This is a genomic window from Acidiferrobacter sp. (genome assembly GCF_054609335.1).
Genome location: NZ_JBTRWP010000008.1, coordinates 21,215 through 39,690 on the forward strand (window position 1 = coordinate 21,215; position 18,476 = coordinate 39,690).

An 18,476-nucleotide genomic window follows, 5' to 3' on the forward strand; every position below is an offset into this window, starting at 1 on the left:
TAAGGATCTGGCCGTGGCTCGTACGACACCAATCGACCGTTATCGCAACATCGGCATCATGGCGCACATCGATGCGGGTAAGACCACCACCACGGAACGGATCCTGTTCTACACCGGCGTGTCTCACAAGATCGGCGAAGTGCATGAAGGCGCCGCCGTGATGGACTGGATGGAGCAGGAGCAGGAGCGTGGCATCACCATCACCTCCGCGGCTACAACCTGTTTTTGGAAGGGGATGGCCGCAAACTATCCCGAGCACCGCATCAACATCATCGATACCCCGGGCCACGTGGACTTCACCATCGAGGTCGAGCGCTCGCTGCGTGTGCTGGACGGCGCCTGCGCGCTCTTTTGTGCTGTGGGTGGCGTCGAGCCCCAGTCGGAGACGGTGTGGCGGCAGGCGAACAAGTATGGGGTGCCGCGCATCGCCTTCGTGAACAAGATGGACCGCGCTGGCGCGAATTTCCTGCGCGTAGTCGAGCAGGTGCGGGTGCGGCTGGGCGCGACTCCGGTCGCGATCCAGCTGCCGATCGGCGCTGAGGACCGCTTCCAGGGTGTGGTCGACCTCCTGAAGATGAAGGCGATCTTCTGGGACGACGCGACCCAGGGTACGAAGTTTGAGGAGCGGGAGATCCCCGCCGAGATGCGCGAAGAGTGCGAGAAGTGGCGGGAGCGCATGATCGAGGCCGCGGCCGAGGCCAACGAGACCCTCATGGACAAGTATCTGGGCGGCGAGAAGCTCACGAACGAGGAGATCAAGGGCGGTCTGCGCGCGCGCAGCTTGGCTTCGCAGATCGTCGTGACCCTGTGCGGATCGGCGTTCAAGAACAAGGGCGTGCAGTCCATGCTGGACGCCGTCATCGATTATCTGCCGTCGCCCAAGGAAAAGAAGGCGATCATAGGTCATCTCGACGACAAGAACAGCTCCGAGGTCGAGTGTCCGGCGGACGATAACACGCCGTTCGCGGCGCTCGCGTTCAAGATTGCGACCGACCCTTTCGTGGGCCAGCTCGTGTATTTCCGTGTGTATTCCGGGGTCCTGAAGACCGGTGACTCGATTTACAACCCTGTGAAAGGGAAAAAGGAGCGTGCGGGGCGTCTATTGCAGATGCACGCCAATCATCGTGATGAGATCAAGGAAGTACACGCCGGCGACATCGCCGCTGCGGTAGGCCTGAAGAACATCACCACTGGCGACACCCTCTGTGACCCCGAGCGTATCGTGACCTTGGAACGTATGGAGTTTCCGGAGCCGGTTATCTCGCAGGCGGTGGAGCCCAAGACCAAGGTTGACCAGGAAAAGATGGGGCTCGCGCTTGGGCGACTCGCGCAGGAGGACCCGTCGTTTCGCGTACGCACCGACGAGGAGTCCGGGCAGACGATCATATCGGGCATGGGCGAATTGCATCTCGAAATCATCGTCGACCGGATGAAGCGCGAGTTCGGCGTCGAGGCGAGTGTCGGTAAGCCGCAGGTGGCCTATCGCGAGACCATCCGCAAAAAGGTCGAGCAGGAACACAAGTTCGCGAAGCAAAGTGGTGGGCGTGGGCAGTATGGCCATGTCTTCCTGCGCATCGAGCCGCAAGAGGCCGGCAAAGGCTTTGAGTTCGTTGACGAAATCAAAGGCGGCGTGATCCCCCGTGAATACATCCCGGCGGTGGAGAAGGGCGTGCGTGAGGCCTTGGATCGCGGCATCCAGGCGGGATTCCCGGTGGTGGACGTCAAGGTGAGCCTATTCTACGGGTCCTACCACGAGGTGGACTCTTCGGAAAACGCCTTCAAGATGGCGGCGAGCATGGCCTTCCGCGAGGGTTGTCTGAAGGCCGAACCGGCGTTGCTGGAGCCTATTATGGCAGTCGAGGTGGTGACGCCCGAGGACTACATGGGAAGCGTGAACGGCGATCTGAGCTCGCGCCGCGGTGTCATCCAGGCCATGGAAGACGCGCCAGCCGGCAAGGTTGTGCGGGCCGAAGTGCCGCTCGCCGAGATGTTTGGGTATGCGACATCCTTACGCTCGGCCACCCAGGGGCGCGCGACCTATGCGATGGAGTTCAAGCGCTATGCCATAGCGCCTGGCAATATCGCCGAACAGGTCATCAAGAAAGCTAGTTAAGAACGAAAACGATTCAGTCTACGAGGTACCCACGGTGTCCAAGGGAAAATTTGAACGCACGAAGCCCCATCTGAATGTGGGCACGATTGGCCACGTCGACCATGGCAAGACCACGCTCACGGCGGCCCTGACCAAGGTCTTGGCGACGAAGTTCGGGGGCGAGTTCAAGGCCTACGACCAGATCGACAACGCCCCCGAGGAGCGCGCCCGTGGTATCACGATCGCGACGGCGCATGTGGAGTATCAGACCACGCAGCGCCATTATGCGCACGTCGACTGCCCCGGGCACGCCGACTACATCAAGAACATGATCACAGGCGCCGCCCAGATGGACGGCGCCATCCTGGTGGTATCGGCCGCCGACGGCCCCATGCCCCAGACCCGCGAGCACATCCTGTTGGCCCGCCAGGTGGGCGTGCCCTACATCGTGGTGTTCCTGAACAAGGCCGACATGGTCGACGACAAGGAGCTCCTGGAACTGGTCGAGATGGAGGTGCGTGAGCTCCTCGACCGCTATGAGTTCCCAGGGGACAAGACCCCGATCATCATAGGCTCGGCCCTGAAGGCCCTCGAGGGCGATAGCTCGGAGATCGGCGAGCCCGCCATCCTGAAACTCGCCGAGGCCCTGGACGCCTATATCCCGCAGCCCGAGCGCGCCATCGACGGCGCCTACCTCATGCCCGTCGAGGACGTGTTCTCGATCTCCGGACGCGGCACCGTGGTCACCGGGCGCGTCGAGCGCGGCATCGTGAAAGTCGGCGATGAAGTCGAGATCGTGGGCCTGCGCGACACCGTGAAGACCATCGTCACCGGCGTCGAGATGTTCCGTAAGCTCCTCGACCAGGGTCAGGCTGGCGACAACATCGGTGTCTTGCTGCGCGGCACCAAGCGCGAAGAAGTCGAGCGCGGCCAGGTGCTCTGCAAGCCCGGCTCCATCAAGCCGCACACCCGTTTCGAGGCCGAGGTCTACGTCCTGAGCAAGGACGAAGGCGGGCGTCACACGGCGTTCTTCCAGGGTTATCGCCCGCAGTTCTATTTCCGTACCACCGACGTCACCGGTTCCTGCGATCTGCCTGCCGGCACCGAGATGGTGATGCCCGGGGATAACGTTAAGCTCACGATCACCCTCATCAATCCGATCGCCATGGAGGAAGGCCTGCGTTTCGCCATCCGCGAAGGCGGCCGGACGGTGGGTGCGGGCGTGGTGTCGAAGATACTTGAGTAGAAACCATGGCCAACCAAAAGATTAGAATTCGTTTGAAGGCGTTCGATCACAGGCTTATCGACCGGTCGGCATCCGAGATCGTCGATACCGCCAAGCGTACCGGCGCCATCGTCAAGGGGCCGATCCCCTTGCCGACCAAGATCGAGCGGTATACGTTGTTGCGCTCGCCGCACGTTGACAAGAGCTCGCGTGATCAGTTCGAGATCCGCACACACAAGCGCATCATGGATATCATTGAGCCGACTGAAAAGACGGTGGATGCGCTCTTGAAGCTCAATCTTGCGGCCGGTGTGGACGTCGAGATCAAGGTAAGCTAGGAGCGGTCATGGCACTCGGAATCGTGGGAAAGAAGGTCGGAATGAGCCGCGTGTTCGGGCCAGACGGCGTGGTGGCACCCGTGACTGTGGTCGTGGTGGAGCGCAACCACGTGGCACAGATCAAGAACGTGGACACCGATGGCTATCGGGCGGTGCAGATCGCGAGCGGAACGCGGCGCCCGTCACGGGTCACGAAGGCGCTTGCGGGGCACTTCGCGAAGGCGAAGATCGAGCCTGCCGCGAGCCTTTGGGAGTTTCGTCTGACAGCTGATGAAGGGCAGGGGCTGGAAGTCGGTGCCGAGGTCCGCGTCGATATCTTCACGGAAGGGCAGACGGTGGACGTCCAGGGTACGACCATAGGTAAAGGATTTGCGGGCGTCATCAAGCGGCATCATTTCGGCGGCGGCCGCGCGAGCCATGGTAATTCCTTGTCGCACCGGGCACCGGGGTCTATCGGTCAACGCCAAACGCCGGGGCGCGTATTCCCGGGCAAGAAAATGGCTGGCCACTTGGGCGCCAAGATCCGTACGCAGCAAAATCTCGTCGTCGTGCGGGTGGACGCGGAGCGGAATCTGCTCCTGATCCGCGGCGCGGTACCGGGGTCGGCGGGTTCGGACGTCGTTGTGCGGCCGGCCGTGAAGGCCCGTAAGGCGGAGGCCAAGCAATCATGAAGATGACGGTGGTGAAGGCCTCCGGGGGTACCGGCGAGATTGAGATCGCGGATACGACCTTCGGGGTGCCATTTAAAGAGCATCTGGTCCACCAGATCGTTGTCGCCTACCAGGCGGGCGGTCGGGCCGGGACGCGAGCGCAGAAGAACCGCGCGGCCGTGAGCGGGAGCACCAAGAAGCCGTGGGCTCAGAAGGGCGGCGGCCGGGCGCGGGCGGGGAATATCCGCAGTCCCATATGGCGGGGCGGCGGGAAGACCTTCCCGGCGACCACGCAGGATTTCAGTCAGAAAGTAAACAAGAAGATGCGCAGGGTGGCCTTGCGCTCGATCCTGTCGGAGCTCGTGCGCCAGGACCGGATCATCGCGATCGATGAGATGCAGACGGCGTCGAAGACCAAGGACTTGCTGGCGCGCCTTGCCGCCTTCGGGATCACCGGCCGGTCGCCGGACGTGCTGATCGTGGCCGAGGACGCGGATCTCGGTCTTGCGCTTGCGGCACGCAACCTGTACCGGGTGGCGGTGCGCTCGAGCGATCGGATCGACCCCGTGTCGCTGATCGCTCACGAAAAGGTGCTCATGACGGTGGGGGCCCTGAAAAAGCTTGAGGAGATGCTGGCATGAAGGACGATATCTACAGCGTTCTGCTGGCGCCGCATATCTCGGAGAAGGGTACGCGTCTTGCCGAGAAGCATCGGCAGTTCGTGTTTCGGGTCCGTAAGGATGCGACCAAGGCGACTGTGAAGGCGGCGGTCGAGAAGTTCTTCAAGGTCGAAGTGGCAGCTGTGCGCATCGCGGTGTTGAAGGGCAAGACCAAGGGTGGCAAGACCCCGGGACGGCGGTCGGACGTCAAAAAGGCCTATGTGGCCTTGAAGCCCGGTTTCGATATCCAGTTCGGAACGGGGCAATAGGGGGAAGCATGCCAATCGTCAAAGTAAGACCGACGTCGGCCGGACGCCGCGGCCTCGTCAAGGTGGTTCATCCGGGACTGCACAAAGGCGCGCCGTTCGCGGCGCTCGTGGAGAAGAAGGCGAAGATCGACGGGCGCAACAACGCCGGCCGGGTCTCGGTGCGGCATCGTGGCGGTGCGCATAAGCGGCACTACCGCCTGATCGATTTTAAGCGCGATAAAGACGGGATCGTGGCGCGCGTCGAGCGCCTCGAGTACGACCCCAATCGCAGCGCCCACATCGCACTCATGCTCTATGCCGACGGCGAACGCCGCTATGTCATAGCGCCCAAGGGCGTCGAGGTCGGGCAGGAAGTGATGTCGGGGAGCGATGCGCCGATTCGCGCTGGGAACTGTTTGCCTTTGCGGAATATCCCGGTGGGAACAACAGTGCATTGCGTGGAATTAAAGGTGGGTCGAGGGGCGCAGATCGGCCGCTCGGCCGGCGCGGCTCTGCAGTACGTCGCGCGGGAAGGAGAGTATGCGCAGTTGCGGCTGCGGTCGGGTGAGGTGCGGAAAGTGCACGTCGAATGCCGGGCCACGGTGGGCGAAGTCGGCAACGCGGAGCATTCGCTGCGCAAGCTTGGCAAGGCCGGCGCTTCGCGCTGGCGCGGCATACGGCCGACTGTGCGTGGTGTGGCGATGAACCCGGTCGATCACCCGCATGGCGGTGGTGAGGGACGGACGTCCGGCGGGCGCCACCCCGTGAGCCCGTGGGGCACTCCGACCAAGGGTTATAGGACGCGGATGAATAAGCGGACCGACGGCATGATCGTTCGTCGCCGGTACCAGAAGTAACCGAAAAAGTGTGAGGGCGCATCGTGCCACGTTCGATTAAGAAAGGACCGTTTATCGACGGCCATCTGGCCAAGAAAGTCGGTGAGGCGCAGAGGACCGGGAACAAGAAACCCATAAAGACTTGGTCGCGCCGATCGACCATCATGCCAGACTTCATTGGGCTTACGATCGCGGTACATAACGGGCGCCAGCACGTTCCTGTGCTGATCTCGGACAACATGGTCGGGCATAAGCTCGGCGAGTTCGCGGCGACCAGGACCTTTAAGGGCCATACCGCGGACAAGAAGGCTTCGGGAGGTTGATGATGGCGACCAAGGCGGTTTTGAAGAACGTGCATGTGTCGCCCCAAAAAGGGCGGCTGGTGGCGGATTTGGTCCGCGGGATGCCGGTCGGCCGCGCCCTCGAAGTACTGGAGTTTAGCCCGAAGAAGGCGGCCCGTATCCTGAAGAAGGTGCTGGAGTCGGCTATCGCGAACGCGGAGAACAACGACGGCGCGGACGTGGACGAGCTCAAGGTCTCGGAGATCCAGATCAATGGGGCGGCTTCGATGAAACGTTTCCATGCCCGGGCGAAAGGCCGCGGCGCGCGCATTCTGAAGCGGACGAGCCATATCAGCGTCACGGTCGCAGCGGTGGGGGGGAACTAAGATGGGTCAAAAAATCAATCCGATCGGGATGCGGCTTGGGATCGTCAAGGATTGGACGGCCAAGTGGTATGCCCACCGCAGCGCCTATGCCGCCAATGTGCGCGCGGACGTGGATTTGCGCGCCTGGATCAAGGCCAAGCTTTCGCACGCGGCCGTGAGTTCGGTGGTCATCCAGCGCCCGGCGCAAAGCGTGACCATCACGATCCGCACGGCACGGCCGGGCATCGTGATCGGAAAGAAGGGTGAGGATATCGAGCGGATGCGTCACGAGCTCGCCCGGCTCGCCGGCGTGCCCGTGCAGCTGAATGTCGAGGAGATCCGCAAGCCGGAGCTGGATGCGGCGCTGGTCGCGGAAAACATCGCACAGCAGCTCGAGAAGCGCATCATGTTCCGCCGTGCCATGAAGCGTTCGGTGACGAACGCCATGCGCCTGGGTGCGCTCGGCGTGAAGATCATGTGCGCGGGGCGTCTGAACGGTGCGGAGATCGCGCGTACGGAATGGTATCGCGAAGGACGGGTGCCGCTGCACACGCTGCGCGCCGACATCGACTATGGGGTCGCCGAGGCCCATACGACCTACGGCGTCATCGGTATTAAGGTGTGGATCTTCAAGGGCGAGATCTACGGGCAGATGAACCCCGCGGACGCGGAGACGGAGGGGAAGAAGGCTACGGCCTGATTCCGAATGAAGCATGCTGCAGCCAAAGAGAACGAAGTTTCGTAAGCAACACAAGGGTCGCAACCGCGGGCTTGCGTCGCGGGGCAACAAGGTGAGTTTCGGGGAGTTCGGGCTCAAGGCCTTGGGGCGTGGGCGGCTGACCTCGCGGCAGATCGAGGCTGCGCGGCGAGCGCTCACGCGTTCGATCAAGCGTGGCGGGCGCGTGTGGATCCGTGTATTTCCGGATAAGCCGATCTCGAAAAAGCCGCTTGAGGTGCGCATGGGTAAAGGAAAGGGCAACCCCGAATATTGGGTTGCCTTGGTCCAGCCCGGCAAGGTGCTCTACGAGATGGAGGGTGTGACCGAGGCGGTGGCGCGCGATGCCTTCCGCTTGGCGGCCGCGAAATTGCCTGTGCAGACCACGTTCGTCGCGCGACAAGTCGCTTGAGAGAGGCAGTCATGGATCTGAAAGAGATGCGGGCCGCGTCGGCCGAGGAAAAGCGCAAGGAGCTCGAGGCCCTGCGCGAGAAGCAGTTCACGCTGCGGATGCAGAAGGCCACGGGGCAAATCCGCGATACGAGCGAGATTGGGAAGGTGCGCCGGGATATTGCCCGGCTGTTGACGGTGTTGCAGCAGGCGGGGGCCGATAGATCATGACGGAAGCGACTTTGGAAAAGCCGGCCCGCACCGCGACCGGACGGGTGACGAGCAACAAGATGGACAAGACGATCACAGTCCTCATCGAGCGCAAGACGCCGCACCCGGTCTATGGGAAGTATGTACGTCGGAGCACCAAGCTCCATGCGCATGATGAGAACAACGAGGGGCGCGAAGGGGATCTCGTGCTCGTCGAGCAGTGTCGGCCGCTTTCGAAGACCAAGACCTGGCGGCTCGTGCGGGTCTTGGACCGGCCGCCCGTAGTCTAGGGCCCTTTGGGGCCGGGTCAATCGATGTTATGATGGCGGGCTACGCAGGGCGCGCCTAAGGGAAGGAACACCATGATTCAGATGCAAAGCGTGCTGTCGGTCGCGGACAACAGCGGCGCCAAAAAGGTGCAATGCATAAAGGTCCTTGGTGGCTCGAAGCGGCGGTATGCCGGGATCGGGGACATCATTAAGATTAGCATCAAGGAAGCGGTGCCGCGGGGGCGCGTGAAGAAGGGCGATGTGTACGACGCCGTGATCGTGCGGACCAAAGTCGGTGTGCGGCGGGCAGATGGCTCGGTCGTGCGTTTCGACAGCAATGCGGCGGTGCTCTTGAATCCGCAGCATCAGCCGGTGGGTACCCGTATCTTTGGCCCGGTGACCCGCGAGTTGCGCGGCGAGCAGTTCATGAAAATCATCTCGCTTGCTCCCGAAGTGATATAGGTGCGCCATGCAAAAGATCCGAAAAGGCGATGAGGTAGTGGTGCGAGTCGGTAAGGACAAAGGGAAGCGCGGTAGCGTGCTTCGCGTCTTTGCCGATGGCCGCGTGTTGGTGGAGAACGTGAATCGGGTCAAGCATCACACCCGGCCGAACCCCAACAAGAACGTTACGGGTGGCATCATCGAGCGCGAGGCCCCACTGGCCGTGGCGAACGTGGCCTTGTTCAACAAGGCGACAGGCAAGGGCGAGCGCGTTGGGTTTCGCACCTTGGATGACGGCCGCAAGGTGCGCGTGTTCAAGCGCAGCGGCGAAGTCGTGGATGCGTAGGGGAAGGCGATGACCAGCAGGTTTCAGGAGTTGTACGAAAAGACCATTCGGCCGGAGCTCATGGCGCGTTTCGGGTATAAAAACCCGATGCAGGTGCCGCGGCTCGTGAAGGTGACGCTGAATATGGGCGTGGGCGAGGCCCTGGCGGACAAGAAGGTGATCGAGAATGCGGTGGGGGATATGCAGGCGATCGGCGGACAAAAGCCTGTCGTGACGCGTGCCCGCAAGTCGGTCGCGGCCTTCAAGGTGCGGGAGGACTGGCCGATCGGTTGCAAGGTGACGCTGCGACGCACCCGTATGTATGACTTCATGGATCGTCTTGTAAGCGTAGCACTGCCGCGCGTGCGCGACTTCCGCGGCTTGCCGAACCGTTCGTTCGACGGCCAGGGTAACTATTCGCTCGGGATCAAGGAGCAGATTATCTTTCCTGAGATCGAGTACGACAAGATCGATGCCGTGCGCGGCATGGACATCACCATAACGACGACGGCCAAGACCGACGAAGAGGCGCGAGCCCTGCTGTTGGCCTTCAAGTTGCCGATTCGGGTTTAAGGGGCGGATATGGCGAAGAAGTCAAAGATATTACGCAATCGGCAACGCGAGGCGCTGGTGGCGAAGTACGCGCAGCGACGCGCCGAACTGAAGGCGGCGTCGGTGAACATGCGGCTTCCCGAAGAGGAACGCCAGCAGGCGTTCGCGGCGCTTGCGAAGCAGCCGCGCAATGCTTGCCCCGTGCGTGTCCGTAACCGCTGCTATATGACCGGGCGGTCGCGGGGCTACTACCGGAAATTTGGTCTGGGCCGGAACAAGCTGCGCGAGATGATGATGCGCGGCGAGATCCCGGGTATCGTGAAGGCGAGCTGGTAGGTAACGACCATGATGAATGATCCCATTGCGGACATGTTGACCCGCATTCGTAACGCCCAGCGCGCCGAGAAAATCAGCGTTCGCATGGGGGCTTCCAAGCCCAAGTGCGCCCTGGCCAAGATTTTGAAGGATGAGGGCTATGTCGGTGACTTTCGGGTCATCGAAGGGGTGAAGCCCGAGCTCGAGATCGAGCTCAAATATTATGCGGGGCGGCCGGTCATCGCGCGCATCGATCGCGTGAGCCGTGGCGGTCGACGCGTTTATCGGTCGCACGACGAGCTGCCGACCGTGGATGGGGGCCTGGGGATCGCCGTCGTGTCGACGTCCAAAGGCATGATGACCGACCGGGCGGCGCGCACTGCGGGCCTGGGCGGCGAGATCGTGTGCGTGGTGGTTTAAGGAGCGAGGCATGTCTCGAGTTGCGAAAAATCCGGTGAGCCTGCCTTCGGGCGTGTCTTTAGCCCGGAACGGCGCGGATATCACGATTAAGGGGCCGAAGGGCGAGCTGGCCCACCGCATCCATGCGCTTGTGGCCGTGGAGCAGGACGGTGATGTCATGCGCTTTACGGCCGCAGACGCGTCATCGGCTGCGAACGCCTTGTCGGGAACGACGCGCGCCCTCGTTCAGAATATGGTGAACGGCGTGACGAAGGGTTTTGAGCGCAAGCTTTCGATCGTAGGCGTTGGTTACCGCGCCGCGGTACAGGGGCGCAAACTGAACCTGACGCTGGGCTTCTCGCACCCGGTGGTTTATGACATTCCGCAGGGGATCACGATCGAGACCCCGAGCCAAACGGAGATCGTGATCAAGGGGGCCGACAAGCAGCGCGTGGGCCAGGTTGCCGCCGAGGTTCGCAGCTACAGGCCACCGGAGCCCTATAAGGGCAAGGGTGTGCGCTATAGCGACGAAGTGGTGGTGAAGAAAGAAGCGAAGAAGAAGTAAGGCGACCTTATGAAAGAAAAGGTGACAGCACGCAAGCGGCGGGCGTTCCGGACCCGGAGGCGTATTGCGGTTCTGGGGGAGCAGAGGTTGTGCATCCATCGCACGCCGCGGCATATGTACGCGCAGGTTATAGGGCCGGACAGCCGGGTCCTGGCCAGCGCCTCGACCGTCGAAGTGGAGGTCCGCAAGGACCTGAAGACCGGCGGGAACGTCGATGCCGCGCGGCTCGTGGGTCGCAGGATCGCCGAGAAGGCGAAGGCGGCAGGGGTGGTCAAGGTCGCGTTCGACCGGTCCGGGTTCCGTTATCATGGCCGCGTGAAGGCCTTGGCGGATGCGGCGCGCGAAGGCGGACTCGAGTTTTAAGGAGGCATTGTGGCGGCAGGCGGGTCGGATTCGGACGGTTACAGCGATAACCTCCAAGAAAAGCTCATCAGCATCAATCGCGTGGCCAAGGTGGTCAAGGGCGGCCGGCAGTTCGGCTTTGCGGCGCTCACGGTCGTGGGTGATGGCGATGGGCGTGTCGGGATAGGGCAGGGCAAGGCTCGCGAGGTGCCGGTCGCCGTGCAAAAGGCGATGGATGATGCGCGGCGCAACATGGTCCGCGTGCACCTGAAAAACGGGACCCTGCACTACGGCGTGACGGCAAATCATGGCGCATCCAAAGTGGTGATGCGGCCGGCGTCGGAAGGAACCGGGATTATAGCGGGGGGCGCGATGCGCGCTTTGTTCGAGGTGGCGGGGGTGCGGAACGTGCTGGCCAAGGCCTTGGGCTCGACGAACCCCATCAATGTCGTACGCGCTACGTTGAAAGCCTTGCTCGATGTGAGCAATCCGGCGGAGGTTGCCGCCAAGCGTGGCAAGACCGTCGAAGAGATCACGGGCGGCTAGGAGCGGTCATGGCAAAGAAGCAGATGAAGGTCACCTTGGTGCGCAGCATGTTCGGAACAGGCGCGCGGCACCAGGCGTGCGTGCGGGGGCTTGGGCTTCGGCGGATGCACCATAGCGTATTGGTCGAGGATAGCGCGGCCACGCGCGGCATGGTTCGCAAGGTGGCGTATATGGTGAAGTGCGAGGAGGTGGCCTGATGCGTCTCAACACGATCAAGCCCGATCCTCATCGGACCGCCGCCAAGCGCGTCGGCCGCGGGGGTGGTTCGGGGCTCGGCAAGACCTGCGGTCGCGGGCATAAGGGTCAGAAGGCGCGGGCCGGCGGCTATCATAAAGTGGGATTCGAGGGCGGGCAAATGCCCTTGCAGCGGCGCCTGCCTAAGTTCGGTTTCCGTTCGGCGATGGCCGCCGAGACAGCATCGGTGCGGCTCTCGGAGCTGCACGGATTGGATGGGACGGTCGATCTGGCGGCGCTGAAAGCCGCAAATGTGATCGATGCTACGGCCACCCGCGCGCGGGTGTTCCTGTCGGGATCCATCGAGAAGGCGCTGGTGCTGAAAGGGGTCGCCGCCACCAAAGGTGCGCGGGCGGCGATTGAGGCGGCGGGCGGCAGAGTCGAGGACTGATGGCCGCGAAGGACGCGAAACGCCAGGGGTCGCTCACGCCCGGCATGCTCGGCCGGTTGAGCGACCTAAAGCAGCGGATCTTCTTTCTGCTAGGGGCCTTGGTGGTGTTTCGTATCGGCACGCATATCCCGGTGCCGGGGATCAATGGCGCGGCGCTCGCGTCCTTGTTCCAGCGTGAGAGTGGCTCGATCATTGGCATGTTCAACATGTTCTCGGGCGGCGCGCTTCAGCGTTTGTCGGTGTTCGCGCTCGGGATCATGCCGTATATTTCGGCCTCGATCGTGATTCAGCTGTTGACGCCCGTGATCCCGAAGCTCGATGAGCTGCGTAAGGACGGGGGCGAGGCGGGAAGGCGCAAGCTGACGCAGTATACGCGGTATGGGACCTCGGTCCTGGCAGCCTTTCAGGGGCTTGGGATATCGATTGCTCTCGAGCACCAGACCGCAGGTGGCGTGGCGATCGTGAGAGATCCTGGCCTGGGCTTTGAGCTTTTTACGATGGTCACCCTGGTTGCCGGCACGATGTTTCTGATGTGGCTGGGCGAACAGATCACGGAGCGCGGCATCGGCAACGGGATCTCCATGATCATCTTCGCGGGCATCGTGGCGGGATTGCCGCAGGCCATCGGAGGGACCCTGGAGCTTGCGAGTAATGGGTCTTTTCAGCCCTTGTTCGTGCTGCTGCTGTTTGGGGTGGCCTTGGCGGTGACGGCCTTTGTCGTGTTCGTCGAGCGCGGCCAGCGCCGGATCACGGTGACCTATGCCAAGCGTCAGCAAGGGCGTAAAATTTTTGGCGGCCAGACGACCCATCTGCCGCTCAAGGTGAACACGGCGGGGGTGATCCCACCGATATTCGCGTCGAGCATGATCTTGTTTCCGACCATGGCGGCAAATTGGTTTGGTCATGCTAAGGGCATGGGGTGGCTGCAGAATGTGGCCAACGCCTTGGCGCCAGGGCAACCGGTGTACTTGATCGTGTTTTCGGTCGCGGTGATGTTTTTTTCGTTTTTCTACACCGCGATGATCATGGACCCCAAGGATACGGCCGAAAACCTGAAGAAGTCAGGTGCCTTCATACCCGGGATACGACCTGGGGAGCAGACGCGGCGCTACATTGATGACGTGATGTCGCGGTTGACTCTGTCGGGCGGGATCTACATTACGCTGGTGTCCTTGTTGCCGGAGTTTTTGATCTTGAAGTGGAATGTGCCGTTTTATTTTGGGGGCACGTCGCTGCTTATCATCGTCGTGGTGAGCATGGACTTTATGGCGCAGGTGCAGGCGCACCTGATGTCGCATCAGTATGAGAGTTTATTGAAGAAGGCGAACCTCACGGGCGGGGTAAGCGGGCTACCTAAGTAGAGGGAACCATGAAAGTCAGGGCGTCGGTGAAGAAGTTGTGCCGTAACTGTAAGATCGTTCGGCGAAAAGGGGTTGTCCGGATTGTGTGTAGCGAGGCGCGTCATAAGCAGCGCCAGGGCTAGACTTGCTATTCCGGTATTTCTAAGCTAGGCTTGCGCGCTTTTCGTTGGCGAAGGGCGCGTTTAGGAGAGAAGACACGATGGCCCGTATTGCAGGCATCAATATCCCGAATCATAAGCATGTCGAGATCGGACTCACATCCATCTTCGGCATAGGCCGGCAGCGGTCTCGGCAGATCTGCGATGCAGCGGGGATTGCGACCACAGTGAAGGTGAAGGATTTAACCGACGCCGAGGTCGACAAGATTCGTGCCGAGGTCGGCAAGCTCGTGGTGGAAGGGGATCTGCGCCGTACCGTCTCCATGAACATCAAGCGCCTCATGGACATCGGTAGCTATCGTGGCATGCGCCACAGGCGGGGCCTGCCGGTGCGTGGGCAGCGCACGAAGACCAACGCGCGCACGCGCAAGGGCCCCCGCAAGGGCATTCGGAAGTAAGGGGTAAAGGATAGACATGGCGACTAACACACCGGCAGCGGGCAAAGCCAAAAAGCGCGTCAAGAAGAACGTCGCCGAGGGCGTTGCGCATATCCAGGCATCTTTCAATAACACGATGATCACGATCACCGACCGGCAGGGGAACGTGTTGTCGTGGGCGACGGCGGGCGGCGCGGGTTTCAGGGGTTCGCGCAAGAGCACGCCGTTTGCAGCCCAGGTGGCGTCCGATAAGGCGGGGCGGGCGGCGCAGGAGTTTGGTGTAAAGGCGCTCGAGATCCGGGTGAAAGGCCCGGGCCCTGGGCGCGATTCCGCCGTGCGAGCTCTGCATTCGGCGGGTTTTGAGATCAGCAACATCATTGATGTAACCCCGATCCCCCATAATGGTTGTCGGCCGGCTAAGCGTCGGCGCGTCTAGTTGACGGAGAGAGAGAAGAATGGCCCGTGAGAACGCGGATGCAAAATGCCGTAAATGTCGGCGCGAGGGCGGTAAGCTCTTTCTAAAAGGGGAAAAGTGCTTTACGGACAAGTGTCCGGTGTCGAAGCGAGCCTATCCCCCCGGACAGCATGGTCAGAGACGAAGCCGCTTGTCGGATTACGGCACGCAGTTGCGTGAGAAGCAGAAGCTTCGGCGCATCTACGGGGTGCTGGAGGCGCAGTTCGCAAATTACTACGTGGAGGCCGACAGGCGGCGTGGCAATACGGGTGAAAACCTGTTGAAGCTGCTCGAGTGTCGACTCGATAACGTTGTTCATCGGATGGGATTTGGCGCGTCGCGTTCGGAAGCGCGCCAACTCGTGCGCCATAACGGCGTCCTGGTGAACGGCAAGCGGGTCAACATTCCGGCTTATCAGCTTTCGGCTCAGGACGTGATCGAGCTGAGCGGCGGCGCCAAGGAACAGTTGCGGGTGAAAGCGGCCTTGGAGGCCGCCGAGCAGCGCGGCTTCCCGGAATGGCTCGATGTCGATATCAAGGCCATGAAGGGTACCTTCAAGGCCGTGCCGGAGCGTCGCGAGGTGCCGGGCGAAATCAACGAGCAGCTCGTCGTCGCCCTGTACTCGAAGTAAGTCTCGGAGGAACCATATGCAGAGTTCGGCAGCGGAATTTCTAAAGCCTCGCAACGTTGGGGTGCAGGCGCTTGGTCCGATGCACGCCCGCATCACCCTTGAACCACTCGAGCGGGGATTCGGGCACACCTTGGGGAACGCGCTCCGTCGGATATTGCTGTCGTCCATGCCGGGCTGCGCGGTGACCGAGGCGCGCATCGAAGGGGTGTTGCACGAGTACTCGACCATCGAAGGCGTTCAAGAGGACGTCATCGACATCCTGCTGAACCTGAAGGGCCTGGCCATGCGCATGGAAGGCCGTGGCGAGGCGCGCCTGACGGTCGACAAGATGGGGCCTGGGGTGGTGACGGCCGCGGACGTGCAAACGGACCAGAGCGTGGAGATCGTAAACCCCGATCACGTGATCGCGACACTGACCAAGGCGGTCGCCTTGAAGATGGAGCTCACGGTGGTGGCGGGGCGTGGCTACGAGCCAGTTCCGGCCCGGGCGATCAACGAGGAGCGGATATTGGGCGGCATGCAGATCGATGCCTCCTTCAGCCCGATCCGTCGAGTGTCCTACACCGTGGAAAACGCGCGCGTCGAGCAGCGCACGGATTTGGACAAGCTGGTTCTCGATATCGAGACCAATGGGGCGATAGACCCGGAGGCCGCGGTGCGTCGCGCAGCCAATATCCTGCGCGACCAGATGGCGGTGTTCGTGGACCTCGAGAGTAAGGGCACCGAGGTGCGGGTCGAGGAGGAGCCGGATATCAACCCGGTGCTGATGCGGCCGGTCGATGATCTGGAGCTCACGGTGCGCTCAGCGAACTGTCTCAAGGCAGAGAATATTTTCTTTATCGGCGATCTTGTGCAGAAGAGCGAGATGGAGCTTCTGAAGACGCCGAACCTCGGAAAGAAATCGCTGACCGAGATCAAGGATGTCCTGGCGTCGCATGAGCTGACGCTGGACATGAAGTTGGAGAATTGGCCGCCGGCGTCGCTTCGGAACAAAGTTCCGGGCGAAGGCTTGGATCGGTAACGGAGGGGGATCCATGCGGCACGGCAATAGCGGGCGGAAGTTCAACGTCACGAGTGCGCATCGCAAGGCGATGTTCAAGAACATGACGGTGTCCTTGTTGCGGCACGAGCAAATCATGACGACCTTGCCGAAGGCCAAGGAGTTGCGGCGGATCGCGGAGCCCTTGATCACCATGGGCAAGACTGCGACTGTGGCAAACCGGCGTCTGGCCTTCGCGCGATTGGGCGACCGTGAGATCGTCGGCAAGCTGTTCGACGAACTCGGCGCGCGGTATCAGAATCGGCCGGGCGGCTATCTGCGTATCCTGAAGATGGGCTTGCGGGCGGGCGATACTGCCCCCATGGCGCTTGTCCAGTTGATGGATCGGCCGGTAGAAGGTGACGAGAAGGAAGAAGCCGCATAAGGCGCGCGTGCGTGCAGAAAACGCGGGAGACCGCGAGAACGGCCGGCATATCGCCGGCCGTTTTGTTTTTGGGGCTGGGAATGACCTCTTAGCGTTACGAGGGGCGCGTTTGCGGCTTTATGGCCGCCTCCCGTGCCTTTCGGCTGATGGGCGCGGGCGGCTGGGGAGGCTGTAATGAACCCCCGTAGAGACGAGGGGTGTAGTGGGCATGGACGCCTTCAAAGATGCGGCGCGGATACTGCTGGTGAGGTTGGGCAACATCGGGGACGTGGTGATGTTGTCGCCGGCGGTGCGCGCGCTGAGACGGGCGGCCCCCAGGGCGCGGCTTACGCTTCTGGCCTCGCCTGCGGGTGCGACCGTGGCGGGCCTGCTGCCGGGACTGGACGAGGTGCTAGTGCACCGCGCGCTGTGGCAGGACGCGCGTGGGGACATAGCCTTCGACTCGAAACGTGAGCAGGAGTGGGTGCGCGACCTGGCCGTGCACGGCTTTGACGCGGTGTTTATCTTCACAAGTTTTTCGCAAAGCCCCTTTCCGGCGGCCTATGCTTGTTATCTTGCGGGTATCCCGGTCCGCATCGGCCAGTCGCGGGAATTCGGGGGCGGGGTCCTGACGCGTTGGGTGCGCCCGCTCGCGGATAGCGCGCACCAGGTCGACCGCAACTTGCATCTGTTGAAGGAGGCAGGGATCCCCGTAGGCAGGCCGCAGGCAAGCGCGCTTAGGCTCGCGGTGCCCGCCGGGGCGCGCGCACGGGTCGAGGCGAAGCTGCGCGAGCGCGGGGTACGCGGCGACTTCGTGGTGATCGCGCCAGGAGCCACTTGTGCGGCGCGGCGTTACCCCGCCGAGCGCTACGGCGTGGTCGCGGCTGGACTCGAGGCCTTGGACCGACAAGTCGTGGTGGTCGGAGGCCCCAAGGATCAGGCGATCGGTGAGGTAGTCGTGGCGGCCGCGCGCGGCACCGTGTCGCTCTGCGGCCAGACGGACCTCGCTGAGCTTGCGGCGCTGCTGCAGCGGGCACGGCTCCTCATCGCCAATGACTCGGGCCCGATGCATATCGCCGATGCGGTGGGCTGCCCCATGGTGGTGCTCTACTCGGGCACGGAGCTCGAGGAGCAGTGGCGACCCCGCACTGCACCCGCCCGTATTCTCCGCCGGCCCACCGCCTGCTCCCCCTGTTACCGGTTCGAGTGCCCCTACGGTCTCGAATGCCTGCGGATCGCACCGGGAGAGGTGGTGGCGCAGGCCCGCGCCCTGCTGGGTGAGACCCTACGGGAGGTCGCCGATGGTTGACGTGCGGCGGTAAAGCCCCTGGCCGAGGTGGATCTGGTGGAGGCGCTGGGCGGGCGCGTGCGGCTCCTTGAGTATGTGGACAACGATTCCACAAGCCGCTTCAGAGAGCGATCCGCCGGGACGTGAAGACCGGTTAGTGGACGTCCTGATCCCCAGCTACAACCGCCCGGCGGCTCTGGTCGCGACCTGCCCGCTTGCCCAAGAACTGCCCTCAGGGTCGTGATTTCCGAACAGGGTGAGGCAGGGCGCGCCCCACCCGAGGCGCAGGCAGTCGCTCGGGTGCTCGAAGCGCACGGTCACGCTCTCGTCTGGCATCGCCATCTGCCGCGCCGGCGGCTTGCCGGACAGCGGGATTTTCTGTTCAGCAAGACGCGCAGTCCTCATGCCCTCTTTTG

General features: G+C 62.4%; 32 protein-coding genes. 31 read left to right on the top strand and 1 reads right to left on the bottom strand.

The genetic code is table 11. The features are described from left to right. The first annotated feature begins 13 nt into the window (after positions 1 to 13). The 31 genes from fusA (at position 14) to ACYCTF_RS03365 (ending at position 18,081) form a co-directional block, all read left to right on the top strand. The gene (gene fusA / locus ACYCTF_RS03215; RefSeq protein ID WP_461284167.1) at positions 14 to 2,113 is read left to right on the top strand and encodes an elongation factor G; all 2,100 of its coding nucleotides are present in this window, start codon (positions 14 to 16) and stop codon (positions 2,111 to 2,113) included. 34 nt (positions 2,114 to 2,147) lie between these two features. Continuing rightward, positions 2,148 to 3,338 carry an elongation factor Tu gene (gene tuf / locus ACYCTF_RS03220; protein ID WP_461284159.1) on the top strand — a complete coding sequence of 397 codons (1,191 nt, stop codon included), beginning with the start codon at positions 2,148 to 2,150 and terminating at the stop codon, positions 3,336 to 3,338. 5 nt (positions 3,339 to 3,343) lie between these two features. Further along, positions 3,344 to 3,655 (top strand): 30S ribosomal protein S10, encoded by a 312-nt coding sequence (rpsJ, locus tag ACYCTF_RS03225; RefSeq protein ID WP_065972132.1) that lies wholly within the window; start codon positions 3,344 to 3,346, stop codon positions 3,653 to 3,655. An 8-nt stretch (positions 3,656 to 3,663) separates the two neighbouring features. Next, positions 3,664 to 4,326, top strand: a complete 663-nt coding sequence (gene rplC, locus ACYCTF_RS03230; protein WP_461283369.1) for a 50S ribosomal protein L3 — start codon at positions 3,664 to 3,666, stop codon at positions 4,324 to 4,326. Beyond that, complete coding sequence (rplD, locus tag ACYCTF_RS03235) at positions 4,323 to 4,946, top strand: 50S ribosomal protein L4 (protein ID WP_461283370.1); 624 nt, start codon at positions 4,323 to 4,325, stop codon at positions 4,944 to 4,946. Before rplC ends, rplD begins: the two co-directional genes overlap by 4 nt. Continuing rightward, on the top strand, positions 4,943 to 5,233 hold the full coding sequence (gene rplW / locus ACYCTF_RS03240) for a 50S ribosomal protein L23 (RefSeq protein WP_461283371.1): 291 nt from the start codon (positions 4,943 to 4,945) through the stop codon (positions 5,231 to 5,233). Before rplD ends, rplW begins: the two co-directional genes overlap by 4 nt. Before the next feature lie 8 nt (positions 5,234 to 5,241). Next, the gene (gene rplB / locus ACYCTF_RS03245; RefSeq protein WP_461284553.1) at positions 5,242 to 6,069 is read left to right on the top strand and encodes a 50S ribosomal protein L2; all 828 of its coding nucleotides are present in this window, start codon (positions 5,242 to 5,244) and stop codon (positions 6,067 to 6,069) included. A gap of 23 nt (positions 6,070 to 6,092) precedes the next feature. Further along, complete coding sequence (gene rpsS, locus ACYCTF_RS03250; protein ID WP_461283372.1) at positions 6,093 to 6,371, top strand: 30S ribosomal protein S19; 279 nt, start codon at positions 6,093 to 6,095, stop codon at positions 6,369 to 6,371. 2 nt (positions 6,372 to 6,373) lie between these two features. After that, entirely contained in the window at positions 6,374 to 6,715 is a 342-nt protein-coding gene (gene rplV, locus ACYCTF_RS03255; protein ID WP_461283430.1) for a 50S ribosomal protein L22, read from the top strand. A gap of 1 nt (position 6,716) precedes the next feature. Continuing rightward, complete coding sequence (rpsC, locus tag ACYCTF_RS03260; RefSeq protein ID WP_461283373.1) at positions 6,717 to 7,394, top strand: 30S ribosomal protein S3; 678 nt, start codon at positions 6,717 to 6,719, stop codon at positions 7,392 to 7,394. 13 nt (positions 7,395 to 7,407) lie between these two features. Further along, complete coding sequence (gene rplP / locus ACYCTF_RS03265) at positions 7,408 to 7,821, top strand: 50S ribosomal protein L16 (RefSeq protein ID WP_461283374.1); 414 nt, start codon at positions 7,408 to 7,410, stop codon at positions 7,819 to 7,821. Between the two features lie 11 nt (positions 7,822 to 7,832). After that, positions 7,833 to 8,030: a 50S ribosomal protein L29 gene (rpmC, locus tag ACYCTF_RS03270; protein ID WP_461283375.1), complete on the top strand. Its 198-nt coding sequence runs from the start codon at positions 7,833 to 7,835 to the stop codon at positions 8,028 to 8,030. After that, the gene (gene rpsQ / locus ACYCTF_RS03275) at positions 8,027 to 8,299 is read left to right on the top strand and encodes a 30S ribosomal protein S17 (protein WP_461283376.1); all 273 of its coding nucleotides are present in this window, start codon (positions 8,027 to 8,029) and stop codon (positions 8,297 to 8,299) included. The genes rpmC and rpsQ overlap by 4 nt, the downstream gene beginning before the upstream one ends. 72 nt (positions 8,300 to 8,371) lie before the next feature. Continuing rightward, positions 8,372 to 8,740 carry a 50S ribosomal protein L14 gene (rplN, locus tag ACYCTF_RS03280; RefSeq protein ID WP_461283377.1) on the top strand — a complete coding sequence of 123 codons (369 nt, stop codon included), beginning with the start codon at positions 8,372 to 8,374 and terminating at the stop codon, positions 8,738 to 8,740. A gap of 7 nt (positions 8,741 to 8,747) precedes the next feature. Continuing rightward, a complete protein-coding gene (gene rplX, locus ACYCTF_RS03285) occupies positions 8,748 to 9,065 on the top strand; it encodes a 50S ribosomal protein L24 (protein WP_461283378.1) in 318 nt (105 codons plus the stop codon). Positions 9,066 to 9,074: 9 nt separating this feature from the next. After that, positions 9,075 to 9,617, top strand: a complete 543-nt coding sequence (gene rplE / locus ACYCTF_RS03290) for a 50S ribosomal protein L5 (protein WP_461283379.1) — start codon at positions 9,075 to 9,077, stop codon at positions 9,615 to 9,617. A gap of 9 nt (positions 9,618 to 9,626) precedes the next feature. Then, positions 9,627 to 9,932: a 30S ribosomal protein S14 gene (rpsN, locus tag ACYCTF_RS03295; protein ID WP_461283380.1), complete on the top strand. Its 306-nt coding sequence runs from the start codon at positions 9,627 to 9,629 to the stop codon at positions 9,930 to 9,932. A 9-nt stretch (positions 9,933 to 9,941) separates the two neighbouring features. After that, positions 9,942 to 10,331, top strand: coding sequence for a 30S ribosomal protein S8 (gene rpsH, locus ACYCTF_RS03300; RefSeq protein ID WP_461283381.1), 390 nt, complete (start codon positions 9,942 to 9,944; stop codon positions 10,329 to 10,331). Positions 10,332 to 10,341: 10 nt separating this feature from the next. Beyond that, positions 10,342 to 10,875, top strand: coding sequence for a 50S ribosomal protein L6 (gene rplF / locus ACYCTF_RS03305; protein WP_461283382.1), 534 nt, complete (start codon positions 10,342 to 10,344; stop codon positions 10,873 to 10,875). A gap of 9 nt (positions 10,876 to 10,884) precedes the next feature. After that, positions 10,885 to 11,238, top strand: a complete 354-nt coding sequence (gene rplR / locus ACYCTF_RS03310; RefSeq protein WP_461283383.1) for a 50S ribosomal protein L18 — start codon at positions 10,885 to 10,887, stop codon at positions 11,236 to 11,238. Positions 11,239 to 11,247: 9 nt separating this feature from the next. Next, the gene (rpsE, locus tag ACYCTF_RS03315; protein ID WP_461283384.1) at positions 11,248 to 11,763 is read left to right on the top strand and encodes a 30S ribosomal protein S5; all 516 of its coding nucleotides are present in this window, start codon (positions 11,248 to 11,250) and stop codon (positions 11,761 to 11,763) included. Positions 11,764 to 11,771: 8 nt separating this feature from the next. Further along, entirely contained in the window at positions 11,772 to 11,960 is a 189-nt protein-coding gene (rpmD, locus tag ACYCTF_RS03320) for a 50S ribosomal protein L30 (protein ID WP_461283385.1), read from the top strand. Then, positions 11,960 to 12,388: a 50S ribosomal protein L15 gene (rplO, locus tag ACYCTF_RS03325; protein WP_461283386.1), complete on the top strand. Its 429-nt coding sequence runs from the start codon at positions 11,960 to 11,962 to the stop codon at positions 12,386 to 12,388. The genes rpmD and rplO overlap by 1 nt, the downstream gene beginning before the upstream one ends. Further along, complete coding sequence (gene secY, locus ACYCTF_RS03330) at positions 12,388 to 13,749, top strand: preprotein translocase subunit SecY (protein ID WP_461283387.1); 1,362 nt, start codon at positions 12,388 to 12,390, stop codon at positions 13,747 to 13,749. Before rplO ends, secY begins: the two co-directional genes overlap by 1 nt. 8 nt (positions 13,750 to 13,757) lie before the next feature. Beyond that, on the top strand, positions 13,758 to 13,871 hold the full coding sequence (rpmJ, locus tag ACYCTF_RS03335; RefSeq protein WP_461283388.1) for a 50S ribosomal protein L36: 114 nt from the start codon (positions 13,758 to 13,760) through the stop codon (positions 13,869 to 13,871). A 77-nt stretch (positions 13,872 to 13,948) separates the two neighbouring features. Next, positions 13,949 to 14,305 carry a 30S ribosomal protein S13 gene (rpsM, locus tag ACYCTF_RS03340; protein WP_461283389.1) on the top strand — a complete coding sequence of 119 codons (357 nt, stop codon included), beginning with the start codon at positions 13,949 to 13,951 and terminating at the stop codon, positions 14,303 to 14,305. Between the two features lie 16 nt (positions 14,306 to 14,321). Then, positions 14,322 to 14,720, top strand: a complete 399-nt coding sequence (gene rpsK / locus ACYCTF_RS03345) for a 30S ribosomal protein S11 (protein WP_461283390.1) — start codon at positions 14,322 to 14,324, stop codon at positions 14,718 to 14,720. A gap of 19 nt (positions 14,721 to 14,739) precedes the next feature. Then, the gene (gene rpsD / locus ACYCTF_RS03350; RefSeq protein WP_461283391.1) at positions 14,740 to 15,369 is read left to right on the top strand and encodes a 30S ribosomal protein S4; all 630 of its coding nucleotides are present in this window, start codon (positions 14,740 to 14,742) and stop codon (positions 15,367 to 15,369) included. Between the two features lie 16 nt (positions 15,370 to 15,385). Beyond that, positions 15,386 to 16,390, top strand: coding sequence for a DNA-directed RNA polymerase subunit alpha (locus ACYCTF_RS03355; protein ID WP_461283392.1), 1,005 nt, complete (start codon positions 15,386 to 15,388; stop codon positions 16,388 to 16,390). Between the two features lie 13 nt (positions 16,391 to 16,403). Continuing rightward, positions 16,404 to 16,793, top strand: a complete 390-nt coding sequence (rplQ, locus tag ACYCTF_RS03360) for a 50S ribosomal protein L17 (RefSeq protein ID WP_461283393.1) — start codon at positions 16,404 to 16,406, stop codon at positions 16,791 to 16,793. A 208-nt stretch (positions 16,794 to 17,001) separates the two neighbouring features. Next, positions 17,002 to 18,081: a glycosyltransferase family 9 protein gene (locus tag ACYCTF_RS03365; RefSeq protein ID WP_461283394.1), complete on the top strand. Its 1,080-nt coding sequence runs from the start codon at positions 17,002 to 17,004 to the stop codon at positions 18,079 to 18,081. A 156-nt stretch (positions 18,082 to 18,237) separates the two neighbouring features. Here the strand turns inward: ACYCTF_RS03365 and ACYCTF_RS03370 are convergent, their stop codons facing one another. Beyond that, positions 18,238 to 18,465 carry a hypothetical protein gene (locus tag ACYCTF_RS03370; protein ID WP_461283395.1) on the bottom strand — a complete coding sequence of 76 codons (228 nt, stop codon included), beginning with the start codon at positions 18,463 to 18,465 and terminating at the stop codon, positions 18,238 to 18,240. Between the last annotated feature and the right edge of the window lie 11 nt (positions 18,466 to 18,476).

Bases quoted from the DNA above. Each gene is read 5' to 3' on its own strand.
- rplQ (WP_461283393.1), top strand. From the start codon at position 16,404: ATGCGGCACGGCAATAGCGGGCGGAAGTTCAACGTCACGAGTGCGCAT.
- rplN (WP_461283377.1), top strand. From the start codon at position 8,372: ATGATTCAGATGCAAAGCGTGCTGTCGGTCGCGGACAACAGCGGCGCC.
- ACYCTF_RS03365 (WP_461283394.1), top strand. From the start codon at position 17,002: ATGGACGCCTTCAAAGATGCGGCGCGGATACTGCTGGTGAGGTTGGGC.
- rplW (WP_461283371.1), top strand. From the start codon at position 4,943: ATGAAGGACGATATCTACAGCGTTCTGCTGGCGCCGCATATCTCGGAG.
- rpmJ (WP_461283388.1), top strand. From the start codon at position 13,758: ATGAAAGTCAGGGCGTCGGTGAAGAAGTTGTGCCGTAACTGTAAGATC.
- rplO (WP_461283386.1), top strand. From the start codon at position 11,960: ATGCGTCTCAACACGATCAAGCCCGATCCTCATCGGACCGCCGCCAAG.
- rpsK (WP_461283390.1), top strand. From the start codon at position 14,322: ATGGCGACTAACACACCGGCAGCGGGCAAAGCCAAAAAGCGCGTCAAG.
- rpsD (WP_461283391.1), top strand. From the start codon at position 14,740: ATGGCCCGTGAGAACGCGGATGCAAAATGCCGTAAATGTCGGCGCGAG.
- rplE (WP_461283379.1), top strand. From the start codon at position 9,075: ATGACCAGCAGGTTTCAGGAGTTGTACGAAAAGACCATTCGGCCGGAG.
- rpsC (WP_461283373.1), top strand. From the start codon at position 6,717: ATGGGTCAAAAAATCAATCCGATCGGGATGCGGCTTGGGATCGTCAAG.
- rplD (WP_461283370.1), top strand. From the start codon at position 4,323: ATGAAGATGACGGTGGTGAAGGCCTCCGGGGGTACCGGCGAGATTGAG.
- rpsJ (WP_065972132.1), top strand. From the start codon at position 3,344: ATGGCCAACCAAAAGATTAGAATTCGTTTGAAGGCGTTCGATCACAGG.
- rpmC (WP_461283375.1), top strand. From the start codon at position 7,833: ATGGATCTGAAAGAGATGCGGGCCGCGTCGGCCGAGGAAAAGCGCAAG.
- rplR (WP_461283383.1), top strand. From the start codon at position 10,885: ATGAAAGAAAAGGTGACAGCACGCAAGCGGCGGGCGTTCCGGACCCGG.
- rplV (WP_461283430.1), top strand. From the start codon at position 6,374: ATGGCGACCAAGGCGGTTTTGAAGAACGTGCATGTGTCGCCCCAAAAA.
- rplP (WP_461283374.1), top strand. From the start codon at position 7,408: ATGCTGCAGCCAAAGAGAACGAAGTTTCGTAAGCAACACAAGGGTCGC.
- rpmD (WP_461283385.1), top strand. From the start codon at position 11,772: ATGGCAAAGAAGCAGATGAAGGTCACCTTGGTGCGCAGCATGTTCGGA.
- rplC (WP_461283369.1), top strand. From the start codon at position 3,664: ATGGCACTCGGAATCGTGGGAAAGAAGGTCGGAATGAGCCGCGTGTTC.
- rpsN (WP_461283380.1), top strand. From the start codon at position 9,627: ATGGCGAAGAAGTCAAAGATATTACGCAATCGGCAACGCGAGGCGCTG.
- ACYCTF_RS03355 (WP_461283392.1), top strand. From the start codon at position 15,386: ATGCAGAGTTCGGCAGCGGAATTTCTAAAGCCTCGCAACGTTGGGGTG.
- ACYCTF_RS03370 (WP_461283395.1), bottom strand. From the start codon at position 18,465: ATGAGGACTGCGCGTCTTGCTGAACAGAAAATCCCGCTGTCCGGCAAG.
- rplF (WP_461283382.1), top strand. From the start codon at position 10,342: ATGTCTCGAGTTGCGAAAAATCCGGTGAGCCTGCCTTCGGGCGTGTCT.
- rpsH (WP_461283381.1), top strand. From the start codon at position 9,942: ATGATGAATGATCCCATTGCGGACATGTTGACCCGCATTCGTAACGCC.
- rplX (WP_461283378.1), top strand. From the start codon at position 8,748: ATGCAAAAGATCCGAAAAGGCGATGAGGTAGTGGTGCGAGTCGGTAAG.
- secY (WP_461283387.1), top strand. From the start codon at position 12,388: ATGGCCGCGAAGGACGCGAAACGCCAGGGGTCGCTCACGCCCGGCATG.
- rplB (WP_461284553.1), top strand. From the start codon at position 5,242: ATGCCAATCGTCAAAGTAAGACCGACGTCGGCCGGACGCCGCGGCCTC.
- rpsQ (WP_461283376.1), top strand. From the start codon at position 8,027: ATGACGGAAGCGACTTTGGAAAAGCCGGCCCGCACCGCGACCGGACGG.
- rpsM (WP_461283389.1), top strand. From the start codon at position 13,949: ATGGCCCGTATTGCAGGCATCAATATCCCGAATCATAAGCATGTCGAG.